Origin of the sequence: uncultured Microscilla sp., from assembly GCF_947493425.1 — a bacterium.
GTDB lineage: Bacteria > Bacteroidota > Bacteroidia > Cytophagales > Microscillaceae > Microscilla.
In genome coordinates this window covers 51147-69223 of record NZ_CANLRP010000014.1, presented here as the reverse complement: position 1 = coordinate 69223, position 18077 = coordinate 51147, and the positions used below count along the sequence as shown (strand labels likewise).

Genomic DNA, 18077 nt, shown 5'->3' with positions numbered 1-18077 from the left:
TTTTACGGGCTTAACATTCTTTTTGAGGTAGGGGGATTGTTTTTTCAGACTCTGGTAAAGTTTGAGAGGTAATGGTTTGCCTGCTACAATTTAACTACTAATAGTATTGCCATAAATAGAATATGATTTTTTTTAGTAGTTATTGAATAATGTGGCTGGAGCTAACTTTAATTATACGAGCATTAACTGTATATGTTGCAATATTAACTACTTTGAAGTACATTTGTGACCGCTAAAATTGAGCAAACTTTGAAATAACCACGAACTGATTGTAATTAAAAAATCCTGAATCATTGTACAAAAATTATCAATTATTGTTGATAGTGTCAAATTTACGTACTGCTTATGTTAGTTATCCAAATATTTGAAAATAGTGTCAATAAATCTGTGTTTAAACTGCCCCTACATTTATTATTCTCCCCTTTTTTAAAATCATCACATCTATAAATAATCTTATCATTGTTTTGTAACAAATGTATCAAATCCAGCTACATAAATTCGCTCAAAGCACGCTTGATGGCAACAAACACAGTGGATGGGACTTTACCAAGACTTTTTTTAGTAATTCTATATATACAAAACAGGCTTTATCAGGCATACAAACCATTGTGTATTAATTTCGATATAGCACTGTGAATACATAATAACCTATTTTTAAAACACAAAACGTAAAATGTTAAATTTAAAACGAAGTGATAAAACCAGCCTGGGAGGACGGTTTGCTGCTCGAATCAAACGAAGTTTGTTGATTAAAACAGGCTTATTGTTATTGGTAGGTGGTGTAGCACTGGCAAGTGGTACTACCTTGTATAAAAGATTTTTTGCTGTGAATATTACCCCTGCGGCTAACCTGGAAGTTTGTAGGGGAGGAGAAGCCAAGACTTTAAGTAAAATCACCATTCTAGAGGGAGATACAGATTTTGCATTAAATAAGAGTGGTAAGCTTATCCTGATTCTTTCTAACAATGATGTTGAAATGACAGGTTCCCCCGAAACCAAGTATTATCGGGGAGGAACCTATCAAAGAGACTTCACTACAGTAATTAGAGGCAATACCTTAGAGATAGATTATGTATTTGGTGGTTTTGTAAGCCAGTACCTTTCTATTGAAATTACTGGCTTACAAGTAAAAGCAACTGCAGGTGGAACCGTCACCAGTGTAGAATTAAAACCTAAAGCTGGAACTACCAGCGATATAGTTGGCTTGGATGAAAATGATGTACTTGCCAATATTAGTGTGCTTGAAGTGCCCACTGGTCAACCTACCATCTCGTCCAGCTCGCCGGCAAGCCTATGCTTGAATACCAATGGACAAACCCTGGAAGTAAACGCCGAAGCTGGAATGAGCCATGAGTGGGAGTTGCCTAATGGTATTACCCAGTCCAGTTTTACGGCAAATTCTATTACGGTTGATGTAAACAACAGCGTGCCTTTGGGCAATACCACCATCAAAGTACGTAAAGTAAACAGCAATGGGTGTAAAGGTGACTGGTTGAACCATAATGTAACAGTAGTAGAAAAGGCAGGCAACGCGGGAAGCATATCAACGCTTAATGACGCACCCTATGAAGGTCGGGTAACTGTTTTGACATCAGACCTTATAGCCAATGCCGATGAGTATGTATGGATAATTGATCAATTGTTGATTCCTTTCGAAAATGCTTACACTGTTGTAAATGATGCAGGGACTGACAGGTTCCAAGTGATCACTAAAACCCCCAGACTTGCAGTAAAAGCGGGTGAGGTGGTAAGTAATACCTGGGCGATTGCTAAGTTGAAAGGGCGCAATGTATGTAGCGAAGGCAATGACAACTATAAATACATCAATGTAAGAAATCTGAGTGGGGTAGTAGTAGAAAACATCCTCAAAGTAGAAGATCTGTGTATTGGTGGAGACTATCACTCTATCGGAGATATTGTATTGAGTGAGATCAACGCTGATGACTTGAGTTCGCGTGGGTCTCCCAATACCGCTGCGAGTGGAACTTTCAGATTAGAAATGACCAGTACTGGTTATGAGTTTGGGGGAAACCCAGTCACTATTTTTAGTGAAAAAAACAATGGAAGTTTTTTGGGCAATTTTACCACCAGAATTAGTAATAACAAACAACGCTTAGAGATAGACTATGTGTTTGACAATGCCTCGTTGACTACGCTCAATAAAATGATTATCAGTGGTTTGAAAATACGAGCGGTAGCTCCCAATTCGACTAACTCAAACATTATAATCATTCCAAAAGTAACATCTGACTTTTTCCGTATCAATGATAAAGTAACCCTTGCAAGGGTGTCAAGGCTTGATGCATTGCCTGATCCAGGATCATTTACTACTTCTGCCTCAGTGCTTTGTACAAATACCGATGTAGACTTTGCCATTGGTGCAGTGACAGGCGCGGCAGAGTACGAGTGGGAGTTTCCTGATGGCATTACTGCCAACTCTACCGATTCGCCCGTATCCACCAGTAGTCCCACGGTCACCTTAAGAGTAGGAACCGGAGCTGTTAACGGCAAAGTAAGGGTAAGGGCAGTGAACGTGGGTGGTTGTAAAAGTAATTGGCTTGAGCAACAAGTAACAATACGCAGCGCGCCTGGTGTTGCTACAGGTGCACTTGGTGTAGGAGAGTTGTTTGTGGGTGAAACTGCTACTTATGAGGTGACTCCTATAGACGGAGCTGATGAATATGTATGGACTCTGTCTAATGATGGGTTAAGCAGCACTGATGGCATCAGTACTAACGGACCAGCGGGAACTACCATTATTACTACTACTACCAATAAGATTACAGTAACTGCCTCCAGTACAGTACCTGGAGGAGGCAATAACCCTACAGTGCTTAAGGTAAAGGGACGTTCGGCAGATTGTGGTGATGGAGTGGAGTCTACCAAGAATATTACAATTAAACCCTCAGGAGCTGTAATAGTACCTGCTGCATTAAATGGAATATGTGCAGGTTCCTCTGGTATTTTACCTGATTTTACCATCAAAGAAACCTTCATCAAAGATTTTACTGGAGTAGGAACACTCAAGTTTTTGCCTGATGATGCCAATTTCGTACTGGCAGGAACGCCAGAAGTGGTGGCATCTAATGGTAACTTTACGCCTACTATTCAGGAGGAAAGTATTGGAGGGGACTTACGTAAGGTGTTGGTGTTGAGTTATCAGTTTAATGCTGCTTCAGAAAACGAATTGAGTGCATTGGTGATCAAAAACTTGGAAGTGCAAGTAAAAGCAGGCACTAATGCTACCTCTACCGAACTCAAGCTAATAAATGTAGACATCACGTCAGGCGATATGAAAAACCTGACAAACAACACTAAAATAGCTGATTTGTCGTCAGTAGTGCCTCCCACAATTTCTGCGGCCGATCAGACAACGTTCGAGACAGCAACAGATGCCTGTGAAAACACCAACTTTACTTTGCAAGTAACAGGTATGACCAGTGTAGACAGTTATGAGTGGCAACTACCCGTTGGGCTTGCCCCGGTTACTACTCCAGTGTCTACTACCCAGTCTATTGAATTAAAGGTAAGCCCTGGTGCCCAAAGCGGGAATGTAACTGTAAAGGTAAGAGGTGTAAACAATGCGGGCTGTAAAGGCGGCTGGCTGGAAAAAACGGTCGCCATTAAAACTGCCCCCAATGCTCCAGGCAACATCATAGGAGCTAATTCTATTTGTAAGGGCAAGTCTGCGACTTACTTTGTGCCACCTATTGCTGGAGCAGACCAATATCAGTGGGAGATTCCAGCAGAACTATCGACGAGCGATGTTGATGTAAACGCTGATGCCAATATATTTGCTACTGCTGCCAATATATTAACGGTGACCGCCAACAGTATGCCTACTGGCCCTGATGCCCCGAAGATAAAGTTGAGAGTACGTGGCATTAAAGGAGGGTGTGATAATGCAGGAGCTTTTGCCGAATATGAGATTACTATCTTTGATACACCAGGTGTACAAATAAAAGTAGGTGCCAATGACCTGATCGAAGGGCAAACCTTTGCTTCTAACGCTGATCCTATTATTTTGACAGGTGAACCTGCCGGAGGGGTATTTGCTGCTACCGAAGGAATAGTCACCACCAATGGGAATCAAACCGCATTTGACCCGGAAAAAGCGGGCTTGGGAGGCAAGACTATCAAGTATACTTATACAGAGAATGGTTGCTCGGTAACCAAAGAAGTAGGAGTAGTGGTAGTAAAAGCCACCGAAACTGGATTGAGTTTATCTTATTGTGAGTATGACTCCAAGCAAAGTTTTAGCATCAAAAGAGTAACTTTTGACGATACCAGAGGGAGGAAGAAATACATTCATAAGCTAATAGCAGTACCTGGTTTGGCTTCTAAAGATCCTTTAGACCCTACCGATGTAGGGGTGTCCGGAGAAATAGCCACGAATATTCCACGTAGTTGCGGCAACGACCCTTCTATCATTACCCAGGCCACCCTGGTTACGGATGAAGATATGTTCTATACCTTTGACCCTTCTTTGGTCAATGGGTCAGTAACTATCAAAGCGGTAGAAGTAGAGGTGCGTAATGGTAGTTTTTGTGATGTTGATATTATAGATCTTGACAGAATTACTGTATACAAAAGACCTAACCCTGGTGCAATTAGTGGTTCGGCTATAGTATGTAATGGAAGCACAGCTACTTATAAAATACCTGCTAAATCAGGGCATACTTATAAGTGGAGTTTGCCAGAAGGCGGAACTTTTGTGGATGGTATTGATGAAGGGGCAGAAGTAAAGGTAAATTGGGCAGTAGCCAACGGAGACTATAAGGTGGATGTAACCGAGACAAATACCCTTACACCGAGTAACTGTAATACCCCGGCTGCTACTTTTGATGTAACGGTCAAGCCTTTGCCTGCTCCTCACATTGTAAGTGATGCGGGTACCAATGCCTGTGCCAATACTACTGTCACTTATAAAGCTGCTCAAGATGCAAGTGGTACTCCATTTGGGGCGGGGTATACCTATAAGTGGACGGTTGACAAAGGCGATGGAATAAAAAGAGAAACCTCTGGAGTGTCTCAAATAGATGTTACCTGGGACGTGTTGGATGGTATTATTGCTTTAGAGGTGGTTTCTCCTGCTTCTGAAGGCACTTGCCCAAATACTACCGGCGATATACCAATCACAGTAAGTACTTCGCTTAAACCCCAATTGGGTACCGAAGTAGACGCAGACCCATCAACAGGTGCTAAAGCCCGGAATAAAAAGAAAACTTGTGCTGGAAGTGAGGTAGTGTATAAATTATCCTCATTTACCAATCAGGCAGGGCTTACCTGGAAAGTTACCGGAGGAACCATACAAGATGCAGGTGCTGAGAATTCTACTACCCCAAGAACCATTACAGCTGTGGATGAGATTATAGTGCTTTGGGCAAATAATGCCAATGGTACCATCGTCATTGAAGAAAATCAAGGAAGCTGTAATGGAGTAGAAAACGTATCAGTAGAGATTGTGCGACCAGTGAAACCTGTTTTTGCTGTGGAAAATTCATACTGTAAAAACGATAACAGTGACATCACCTTTGCTATTTCTAATACTTTGCCGGCGGGTACAGGTCAGTTTCGTGAGCTTATCAAAGACGCTAGTGGAGCGATCATCGATGATATTCCTTTTAATAATCCGTTTCAGCCCAATGCGTTGGCGATAGGCGAGCATAACATTGTATATCGCTATACTACCGACGATGGAAACTGTTCTATAGATTCTGACCCCAGGACTTTTAAAATTGAAGAACCACCTACACTATTGCTTTCTATTACAGGAGAAAGTGATTTTGACCCTCTGGGGAATCCAGTAGTGCCAGTGTATTGTATTAGTCAGGGTAACATTACTCTAGAGCCTAAAATTACGGCACCTGTAGCCTCTATCCCTGGCAGCAATGATGGGTTTATTGAAGTGAAAAAAGGTTCGGCAGTGATTAAGACTTTGCCTAATGGTAACAATACATTTAATATCAATCAATCTATTACAGAAGGTGGTGAATACACCATTACTTATACGTATTCTACTGGTTGTGGTGGAAGCGCCTCCCGAACTATTCAGGTAACCAAGCCTGAGGCGATTTTGATTAAAGCAAAAAAAGAAGACAATACCACTGAAGATTTGACTAGCTATTGCGTGCGTGAAACACCTTCGGTGCATTTGGTGCCTGTGGTAGGAACCACCGAGTTGTTAAATCCTGCATTAGAAGACGGTAAAACCTATTTTATGATCAGGAGATTGTCTGGACCCAAAGGTAGAATGACCAACTTTAAACTGTTGAAGGACATTGCCGGAAATTTGACCAATGTGCTGGATGTAAGCAACCCTATATTTGACGAAACCCCCGTAGCGCCAGATGCCTCTACCCAAGAGTGGAACACAAACTACGGTGAGTATGCTGTGAAGTATATCAATGGAGGTTCGGGTAGTGTGGCCTGTGCCAGTCAGTCGGCAGAGTTTACAGTCGTTCTTAAACGTTTGCCTGAGATAGAGTTTACTGGTTTGAACAACGACAAAACCTATTGCGACGATATTGCCAGTGTTCCATTGGAAGCCAGAGATGGGCAAAATATTGTGCCAGGTGCAGTTTTCACTTATCAGAAGGTCTTCTCTGATGGTTCTAAAGGAAACGCAGAACCCATTCAGAATGGGGTGTTTAGCCCAGAAACTGTAGGAGCAGGTACTTATGAAATATCTGTTTCGCACACCGAAGATGGTTGTTCAAACAGCTCTGATATGCCAGAAGTGGTCACTGTAACGTCTGTACCCAAAGATATTAAAGTAACCGCCACTAAAGTATACCACGAAAGTAGCATACAGTTTACAGCCTCATCTAACAACCTCAGTATGGGTGGGCAATGGAGTTGGTTGATTGATGGGAGTGCCTTGAATGGGCAAAACCCTACAAAAGAGTTTGGCAACACAGAAGTAAAAAATGTAAGTTATGACCTAAGTGTACGCACCCAGGCACAAGGGGGATGTGAGAAAAAAATAAGTAAAGAGTTCTTGCTTGATTTTGATGTGTCAGGGTTTTGTGCAGGAGGTGTTACTAGGTTTGAAAACAAGAGTAAATTGTTTAACGACGATAAGGTTAAAACCATTACCTGGAATTTTGGAGATAAAAACACGGAAACGATGGGTACAGAGGCTACCCATTCGGTACAAAATTATACGTACGCCACACCAGGTACTTATTGGGTTACCCTTACTATTACTACCGATGACGATATAGCTACCTATGTGCTGCGTCGTCGGGTAAATATTTTTAAGGTTATTACAGTTACTCCACAAGTACCTTATCTTGAAAACTTTGAGACAGATAATGGTTTTTGGATACACCAAGGGAGCGTAAAAGTAAATCAAATACCCAAAGATAGCACAAGCTGGAAATGGCAAACCCCTAAAGGTAAAAATATCCCTGCTAACCAGGGCAATGTTTGGGTTACAGATAATAACGACAACCCTCACTCTAGTGATAGCTCAAGCTATAACAACAATGAGCAGTCTTATGTAGAAAGCCCTTGTTTTGATATTACAGCACTTGACAAGCCCATGTTGTCGTTTAAGTACTGGTCTGATACTGACCCTGGGTCTGATGGAGTGGTGTTGTTATATACTGTAGACGATGGCAAAACCTGGAAAAGACTGGGTAAACAAGGTGATGGGCTTAATTGGTATGATGCTAAAGGGGTGCTGGGCAAACCAGGCATTGGTACTGGAGCAGATGTAAACAGTGGTGACCAGGGATGGACAGGCAACGCCCAGGTAAGGAGCACAAAAACCTGGAAAGTGGCTCGTTTTGGGATAAATAGCGTACTAAACGATATTCCAGCGAACCAAGCAATAAAAATGGTGAGGTTTAGAATAGCCTTTGGTAGCAATGCAGACAACTCACAAGCCAATAGTTATGAAGGGTTTGCTTTTGATGATATTAGAATAAGTAACCGTAACCGTACTGTGCTGCTTGAGTATTTTATCAACGAAAGTGTAGCAAATGCCGAAGCAATGGACAAAGCTGCCAAAGACTTCTCTACTGGAGGCAATGCCAATGAAGTAATCAGTATTCATCACCATACTGGATTTCCTGCCAAGGACTTCTTTAATGAACAAAACACTAAAGATCCTAGTGCAAGGGCGTTTCATCACGGCATAAGGGCAGTACCTAGAGGTGTAGTAGACGGCTATGCTCAAGATAACACTGAGCTGGATACCTGGGCACAAGATACCTTGGCTACGCGTATTTTGGTAGAGTCGCCTTTTAGTATAGCCATTACACAACCTTCGGTTACGGGTAAAAAACTGACAGGTTCGGCTACGATCACTGCCCTTGAAAGCATTGACTACCCAGTGGTAATGCATGTAGTGGTGATAGATACTGAAGCTACTGCCAACGGGAAAACCTTTTACAACGTAACCCGCAAGATGTTGCCTGATGCCGCTGGAACTTACCGTACAAGTGCCTGGGCTGCCGGAGAAAGTCAGACCTTGAACTTTGACTGGAGCGATATAGGCGATTTAGACCCCACAAACTTTAAAGTAGTGGTGTTTGTAGAAGACTATAACTCTAGAGAAGTACACCAGGCAGCAACTGCCAGTGTGAGCATAAAGCGATTGGACGAAAACCAAAGCGAGCACGAGGTTACTGGAGTAAAAGATGAACTGTTGCCTTCTGGAGCCTTGTTGTTTCCTAATCCGGTGTCAGACCAGGTAACGGTGACTGTAAAAGCGTTGTTGTCGCCAAAAGCACAATGGCAAATATGGTCAATTACGGGTAAATTGCTTAAACATGGCCAGTGGGGAGCAGGTAAACAGTCAATGAAAATAGATGTAAACAACTTGTCGCAAGGTTTGTACATTTTAAGGATTTCAGATAAAGGCAGAACTTCTCAATTGAGGTTTGAAAAGCTTTAAGCATTGGTGTTAAGCGCACCTGACTTATTGTATAAAGCGGCTTAAAACAACCGCTTTACTTGTAAGTTTTATAGGTATATTGGAGGGCATTGCCACTGTTTTCAGTGGAGCAATGCCCTTTTTTGTTAGGGTGTTTTCTTCTAAAAAAAACTATCAGGAATAAGGATCAAGACCTATTATTGATAAAAACTATAAGCTGAGTACTTATAGCAATGGTTGTGATTGATACCTTTAAATAAGGTGTTTTAGTGGGTCATAGCAATACCTGAAAATCCTTTATGCATTGTAGGTGCATGAATTGAAATAGACGTGAAAAGTATTTAAAAACGCTTCAAGTAAATCCTTGTTTTTCAGAGAATTAACGATATGTCCAATTTTTTTAATCATACGTCCAAGTAATTGCCTGGGCTTTTACCTTCCTTTGCATCACCGATATTTTCAAAAACATCCAGGTATTTATATCTACATTTGATATAAACAGTAAAAAAACTATATCACCTGCTTGATTGTATTTAATGTACGCAAATAAGATATTTTATTAAGGTGTAAATGACTGATAGTCAGTGTTTAAACTGTTAGTGCGTCTCAGGTAGAGACCAAGTTGTAGGATTTTTATTTAATTACAATTATATTTGCTACTAATTACAGAACTATTAGGATGATTTTTACCAAAAGATAATTATAAGTTGAATATATACAAAGCAGTGATGTAGTTGAATCATTCAGGCAACTATATAAATATACTAAGAAACTATACTATAAAAGTAGATGATCAGGCTAGATTGTTTATAACCTAATAACTCTATTCATCTACCCACTAACCAAAAGCTAATAAATGATGTTACCAAATTATTTTACACTGTCAAAAGTACCAGTTTTGGTACAATTACTACCTCAAAAAAACTATTCCTTTCTTTTTTTTCATCCCCATTTACTGTTGAAAAATACTATAATTTCATAAAATCACTAGAAGGATTTTATTGCGCTTATTTTTGGTAATTGAGTTTTACCAAGCAGCTCTTTTATGCGCATTTTTCGATGAACCTCCGTCCTGTGTTGAGGGCAAGGTTCAAGTATTTATTTCTCGAATTTATCTTTAATTATACATAAATATTGGTTGGCTGGTCTACTACTAAAGCGATTGAATTTAATCAGCTAAACCCTGTTACTCACTTATAAACAACTACAAAACTATGTTAATGAATTACGCTAAAAAGGAGACTACCTTCAACAGATGGCGTGGCAAAGCTGCTGTTTTGTCTCCATCCAAAATTCTCTTTTTTACTATCGGCTTTTTTCTCCTGACTGACTTGAGTTGGGCAGATTGGAGCTTTGGAAAAACGTTAAGTCAGCAAGCAGTTTTTTCCAGTGTGACAACTGCTCCCAGCATAGATATATGCCAAGGAACCACGACTGCTGTGCCTTTGGGTAGCATTGTGATTGATGAAGATGCTGTAACTGATTTTGCTGAGAGCAGTGGTACACTGGTTTTATCGTTTGGATCAGGCATTGTTTTGGGTTCCACAACCCTGGAAGCTACCCTTACGAACAAAGAGGGGTCTACAATCAATACTCCTGTGATCAACGGTAATAACCTTGAAGTTGGCTATTCATTTTCAAATGGTTCGTTAAGCAAAACAAATAAACTGACTATTTCTGGCTTGACTGTGGCATTAGCAGGGGGAGCTGCTGCTGGAGATTATCATTTGACCATTAATTCATCAACTCAAGCCAACAATATTGGCTTGAGTACTTCCGATGCATTGGCCACAGTCACGGTAAAAGAAACCCCCACCCAACCTGATATATATGGACCCGCTAGTTTATTTGCTGGTGAAACAGCTGTGTATTCGACCCCTATAATAGCAGGAGTTGATAGTTATGAGTGGACACTTCCTGCTCAGCTTGCCTTAGATGCAAGTAGCAACCTTGATGATCCCTTTATTGTGGTAACAGCCAACAGTGCTGTTTCATCTACCAATATTAGTTTGGTGGCTAAAAAAGGGAGCTGTAGTAGCCCTTCTCGTACCAAGCAGGTAAGCATTAGTACTAAAGGAGTAGCAGTAAGCGGTGAAACCACCACCCTATGCGATAATCAACAATTGATTCACCTTCCTGACATAGTATTGAGTGAAAAGTTTTACGCAGATTTTTCTGCAATTTCTGGCACACTCAGGCTAGGCTTTGATAATAATAGCAACTTTGATTTTGACGTTGCCAATGCTAAAGCCATTTTCACGACTGCTTCGGGGGTAGGGCAAAAAACATTTGATGTTCAGCAAATAAACACTGAGACTTTAGAGGTAAACTATAATTTTTTAGGCTCAGAAACTGAACTTAATAGTTTAATTATCAGGGGCATACAGGTGAAAGCTGTGGCAAGCTCTGGGAGTGGGCAAATACGCATGAAAGTTGGAAGCGCCAACTTTGCTGGCATTAGCAATACCACCCCATTGGCAAAACTCACCATAGGTGCCTCACCCGTGGCTATAAGTTTTGGAGCCTCTCCCACGTCAGCCTGTACCAGTACTGAGGTTACTTTTGATATTACAGATGGCACCAACACAAGCGTTACTTATGAGTGGAAGCTACCTGTAGGTATGAGCATCAAAAATACTACGGCAACTTCGGCTACAGTAGAGGTAGGAAGCAACGCAACAAGTGGTAATATTGAAGCAAGAGCAGTAAATAGTAGTGGTTGCGCTGGTCCTTGGGCTACACACGCTGTAACCGTGAGCACCACCCCCGAAAAGCCATCTGTAATTACAGGAGATGACCAGGTTTGTTTAGGAACCACCAACTTGTATTATGTAGCAGCCATACCTGGAGCATCTACCTATGAGTGGGTAGTGCCTGCTGGCAAACTTACCAGTACAGAGGGTACCACGGTAACGGGTACTACCGAAGATGTTATTACTACCAATACCAATTTTATTAATCTTACCTCGGTAGAAGCCAGTACTACAGCGTTGCCAGTAAAAGTAAGAGGCATAAGCAGTACTTGTGGTGCTGGAGCATATTCAGACATCATAAATATTACTCTTAACTCCGCCCCTGAAGTAACCATTACCGGAGTAACCGATGGACAGGCATTTACTACCAAAGATGCAGCGGTTTCGTTGGGAGCAATACTTAATTCAAATGGTAGTGTGCTTACTGGGGGGACATTTTCAGGTACAGGTGTAAGCGGTAATAAGTTTTCTCCGTCTGCCGTATCTGTTTCTGGGGGCAACGGTGTTAACGTGCCGATTACTTATACCTACGACAACGGACCGGATTGTCCTTCTATAGCCAGGGTAAATGTGGTAGTAAACGAATCGAGCGGGATTAATGGCATAGCAGCAAGTTATTGTAAAGGAAATACTGTGGTACAAAATTTCAACGTTACTAGAATATTTCCTCAAATAGGAAGGTTTTCTCACCGCTATATTGTAGGTCTAAAAGCTTTGCCTAATGCTAGTTTGAAGACTGTAGGTGGTAACGGACCCATTATGACAGGAACCCCTCCTTGTAATACTTCAGCTCCGGCAACTAACCCAGCCCAGTTTAACTATTCTTTTACTCCCGGAGTACTTGATCCTGGCGAGTACCAAATACAGGCGTATGTAGTAACAGTATTTACTAAAGGGGATATTATTATCAAAGACCCGTTTAAACTCACTAACCCTATTAACCCCATTACACCTATAGGAATAGGTACTAACTGTAGCGTATCACTACAAACTTTGGCAACGATAAAAATTGAGGATATTCCAGCTCCAGTTATCAGAAGCACCGCAGGGGTTACAGTATGTGCTGATGGTACCACCGAGTATACCTATTCGGTGGTACCCAAACCTGGACATACCTACAGATGGGATGCAGGCTTTGGTGGTCGTATAGCAGGTGGCGTAAATACAGGTGACTTAGTAAAAATAATATGGGATCAAGCAGGCAATAACCGACAGGTAAAGGTAACGTCAACCAATGCCAATTGTTCAGGAGCCACTTTCTTATCTGTCAATGTAAACGAAGTGCCTGTTCCAACAATTGAAGAAAGAGTAGATGGAAAAGACAAAAATACCGCTTGCGCTGGTTCAACTGTTCGCTATAGAGGCTTGAAAGGAACTGGAAATAATTATAAATGGACGGCAACCAATGGTAGTATAGAATCAAGAGATGACCAGAATACAGTAGAGGTAAAATGGGGTGGTCAGTCGGGTACCCTCACGTTGACTACTACCAATAGTGATGGGTGTACAGGTTCGGTTGATTTACCCGTAAATATTGATACTGCTTCTGACCCTGACATACAAGGATCCGAAGCAGTTTGTGCCAATGCCCAGGGAATACAGTACACCATCAGTGCCGATCCTGGTGATGTAGTGGAATGGACAATCACAGGGGAAGCATCTTATACGCTTTCGCCAGATAAGTTAACAGCTACCATCGATTGGGGACCAGGACCAGTAGGAAAGATTGAAGTCACGAAAACATCGGCAGTGTGTGAAGGATCGGACGAAAAGATAGTGGCCATTAATGCATTACCAGTAGCAGAGATTTCTACGTCATCGTCAGTATACTGTGTAACTGACCCTAAGGCATCTTTTCAGCCAACCGTAAACGGCGATACGGATATTTCGTCAGGTACAGGGGTGTATAGACTAGAAAATCCAGATGGTACTCCGGTAACATCTGCGGTATTTAATGGAGATGATCTGGACATAGCATCGATAGGTATAGGCAAATATGTGGTGAAATATACTTTTACTGTGTCGGCAGGTGGTTGCCAGGACGAATCGTCAGGTACCTCTATTGAGGTCATTGCAAAGCCTGATGCCAGTTTTAGTGGAATTAACCCCACAAAAAAGTATTGTGCAGAAGATGACCTGGTATTAACTTCTTCTATTGCTGGAGGCTTTTTCACTATTACCGAGCTCGACGGAAGTGGCAACCCGATAGCATCCACTGCCAAGGATTTTGCGGTAGGTGCCACCAATACTACTACCACTATTCCACTTGGGGCATTAGAAGGCTCTGGTTTGGGCGAATATCATATCATTTATACCTTCCGTAACTCTAGTGGTTGTGAGGATGTATCAGATGCAGATACGTTTGAGATACTTGCCTTGCCTACAGTAAGTGTAGATATCAATGGCATCGAGTTAGAAAATTGTGTGAAAGAAGATGGGTTTATTTTATTTGTGACAATAGATGGGTTTTCGAGGTGGGCACCTTTAAGCACTGATGATTCATTTTTTGAGATAAGAAGGGTATCAGGTAGCCGAGCTCCTACCGACTTTAAGGAAATGAGAGAAGACAATGGTTTTGGAGGCACGCGTTTGAGTAGGCGTTTTAATCCTGAATACCCAATCACACATAACGAAACTGCCATTGCAAACGATGCGCCTGCTACAGAGTGGAACGAGCTTGCCGGAGTATATGAAGTAAGGTATACCTACACCAATTTCAGGGGTTGCAAACAAACATCCGCTCCCCAAAAGTTTACCCTGAAAAAACTTCCAGTGGCATCATTCACAGGTTTAAGTAGTTTCTACTGCAGGGCGGTCACCAGTGCCAAGTTAATACCATCAGTAGATGGTACGTTGCCAGATGTTAGCAAAGGCACCGGAACATTTAGAATATTCAAAAATGGAATAGAACAAACATCGTTTACGGGCGATGAGTTTGACCCTTCTTTGTTAGGTCTAGGAGATTTTACGGTTACTTATGAGTATCAGCTTACTGGAGGTTGTAAGGAAGTAACCGCAGCACAACCGTTTACTGTAGGCGAAGCTATAGAGCCCAGGTTTAGTTTTGTAGACCCCAAACCAGACAACAAATATTGTGTGAAAGGAGGAGATATTGCCTTGCAACCGGATGCTGGAAATACAGGAGGAACTTTTACCGTAACTAACCCTAAAGGAGAAGAGGTTACGCTGGATGGCAATGTGATAGAGTTAGCCAATTTTTCTGACATAGGCAGCTATCAGGTAAAGTATACTTTTACCGATGGGGCAGGTTGTACAGGTACTTCTGCCAACCAAACTTTTCAAATTGTACCCTTGCCTGTCATCACTATCAAAAACATCAACAGCAATGGAGAGTATTGTGTACAAAGTCCAGCAATTACATTGGTTCCTGAAATAACCACAGGGGCAGGAAAAATAGGAGTACCAACCTTAGATGTTACCAAGGCTTATTTTCAAATAAAACGAAAAGAAGACAGTGACAATGATTATGTAACTATGGTAACACCAGGAACGCCCAATTTGACCAATGAGTTTAACCCCCAACGTCCGCTTCCGAGTAGTCCACCAATACTACCAGATGCTCCTACCAGTGTATGGAACCAGGTAGTGGGAGAGTATGAGGTAAGGTATGTTTTCGAAGATGACAATGGTTGTCGTAAGGAATCAGCCTCTGAAATTATCAAAGTTACTCCGTTGCCTCAACTGTCTTTTACTGGTTTGTCAGCTTCTTATTGCGACGATGTAGAATTGGTAACACTGATTCCGTTTGATGGAGAATCCCGGATTACTTCAGGAGTAGTTTTTAATTATAGAAAACTCTCTGAGTCTACTTTTACTCCTTTTACTCAGGGTAATTCGTTTAGCCCTGAAAAATGGGGTGCAGGCGAATATGAAATTATGCTGGAAAGCGCTGTGAGTGGTTGTCAAAACTCCTCTAACCGTGATAGTGTAGTAACTATAAAAATAGAGCCTACTCCAAAACAAATCAGGGTGGTAGCCAGCCGTGACTATAATAGTAGAACGTTGAATTTTTCGGCGACTGCTAATGGAGTCAATGATACCTGGACCTGGTCTTGGGACTTTAAAGATGGTACGACCAGTCAAGAGCAAAATCCGGCAAAACAGTTGTCAGCTACTTTACCTCAGGTAATCAATTATGAGCTTATTCCTACGACCGAACTGGGCTGTAATGCTTCGGTGAGTAAACGCTTTAAGATGGACTTTGATTTTACTGGTCATTGTGCAGGTGGTGTCACCAGGTTTGCCAATAAATCAGAGTTGCCAGGCGATGTTATTGGAGCTATTTCCTGGGATTTTGGTGATGGGCAAGGAACGTCTACCGAAACCAACCCTGGATATACTTATCAAAACCCTGGTACTTATTGGGTTACATTGTCTATTCAAACTGACGACGGAGTAGCCACCTACAAGTTGCGCCGCCGATTGGATATTTTCCCAGTGATTGAGGTCAACTCGGAACAGTTTTATGTAGAAGGTTTTGATAATGGTACTGCCGGGTGGATTTCACACGGAGTAGTAGATGTAGACAGGGTAGAAGTGGATAGTACCAGTTGGACTTTGAAAAATCCTGATGGTTTTCTTATTCGCAACCCCAATGGCAATGCTTGGGTAACCGACAACCGAAGCAACCCTAATAGAATAAATACTGATGCCAACTACAACAACAATGAACAGTCTTATGTAGAAAGCCCTTGTTTTAACATTGCTGGCTTGAATAAGCCGATGATTTCATTTAGCTACTGGTCTGATACCGACCTGGGGGCAGATGGAGTAACTTTACTTTATACTATTGATGATGGTAAGACCTGGCACCGTTTGGGTACCGGAGAGTTGGGTATCAATTGGTACAATACCAAACCTATATTGGGTGCACCCGGCAAGGTCAGTAGTACTTTAGATGTAAACGCTAACCCTGATAGTCAGGGGTGGTCAGGCAAACTGTTGCCAATCAATGGCAAATGGCAAGTCGCCCGGTATAGTCTGACCGAAGCTTTGATAAAAATGCAAGCAATGGGCATTAAAAGTCGAATGGTTAGGTTTAGAATGTCGTTTGGTAGCAACGCTGATAACCAGCCTAACGCTAAGTTTGACGGTTTTGCTTTTGACGATGTGATTGTTAGTAATAGAAACCGGTTGGTATTGCTTGAGTATTTTATCAATACCGAGTTACCCAATGCAGCCGAATATGATTTAACGGCGAAAAACTTCCCGAAAACTGGTAATAAGGATGAAATTGTGAAAATTCATCACCATACTGGTTTTCCTGGCATTGACCCATTGAACGAAGTAAACAAAAAAGATCCTAGTGCCAGAGCATTTCATCACGGAATACGTGAAGTACCAAGAGGGGTAGTAGACGGTTATTTTAAAGATACCCTGATTGGGCAATGGACACAAGATATTTTTGCTGACCGCACCCTTATTCCGGCACCTTTTACCATTGATATCACCAATGCTGCTACCAGTGGCGGGCAACTCAACATCTCTACCAAGATACAGGCATTGTTGAATTTTGACCGAAAAATAACCATCAATGTAGCAGTGGTAGACTCAGCGGCTACTGCCAATGGGCAGGTATACTACAATGTAACCCGAAAAATGTTACCGGATGCTGCCGGAACCTACTGGGAGGCTCCCTGGGTACAAGGAGATAGTCAAACCTTTGATTTTAGCTGGGATTATGGCAATCTGGACCCTACTGGTTTTAAAGTAATTGTTTTTGTAGAAGATTACGAAACCAAAGAAATATGGCAAGCAGGTGCAGGGGGAGTAAGCGTAAAAAGACAAAACGAAGGGCAAAGTGAACACGAAGTAACTGGAGTAGAAGATGAGTTGTTGATGGATGGTGCGGTGCTGTTTCCTAACCCTACTACTGCCCGTTTGAATGTGGCCATCAAAACGCAACTATCGCCCAAAGCACAGTGGCAGATATGGTCGGTAACAGGTAAGTTGGTAAAACAAGGAAGTTGGAGCCAAGGCAAGAAACGAATCTCTATAGATGTGCAAGCTCTAGCCGGAGGTTGGTATATTCTTAGAGTGGCCGACAAAGGCAAAACTTCTCAGTTAAGGTTCGAGAAGCATTAGTACTTATTCAAGCATTGATTGAGTAGAGGGCATTGCGACTGTTTTTCAGTGAGGCAATGCCCTTTTTTTATGGGCAACGCTATGCAAGTGTTGCCAGAAGGCAAAGTATTTTGCGGAAGCACCAATTCAAGCTATCTGCCACACACACAATATATGGTAAGTTTTTGTTTCAGTACGTTTCTTGAAAAATAATATTTGAATACTTAAAAATAGTATTAAATTTGTCAAAACGGCTTTATTAAAATAATATTATGCCAAAGCTTAAAAAACTGCTCTTTTGCTTAAACATTGACTAGTTATGTTACACACCTGCCCAAAATACTACAAGAAAAACC

The 18077-nt window shown here is 41.7% G+C and carries 2 protein-coding genes; both read left to right on the top strand.

What is annotated here, in order from left to right:
• The first annotated feature begins 673 nt into the window (after positions 1 to 673).
• Positions 674 to 8905 (top strand): T9SS type A sorting domain-containing protein, encoded by an 8232-nt coding sequence (locus Q0954_RS06315; RefSeq protein WP_299455078.1) that lies wholly within the window; start codon positions 674 to 676, stop codon positions 8903 to 8905.
• A 1193-nt stretch (positions 8906 to 10098) separates the two neighbouring features.
• Positions 10099 to 17742 carry a PKD domain-containing protein gene (locus Q0954_RS06310; RefSeq protein WP_299455075.1) on the top strand — a complete coding sequence of 2548 codons (7644 nt, stop codon included), beginning with the start codon at positions 10099 to 10101 and terminating at the stop codon, positions 17740 to 17742.
• Positions 17743 to 18077: the final 335 nt, after the last annotated feature.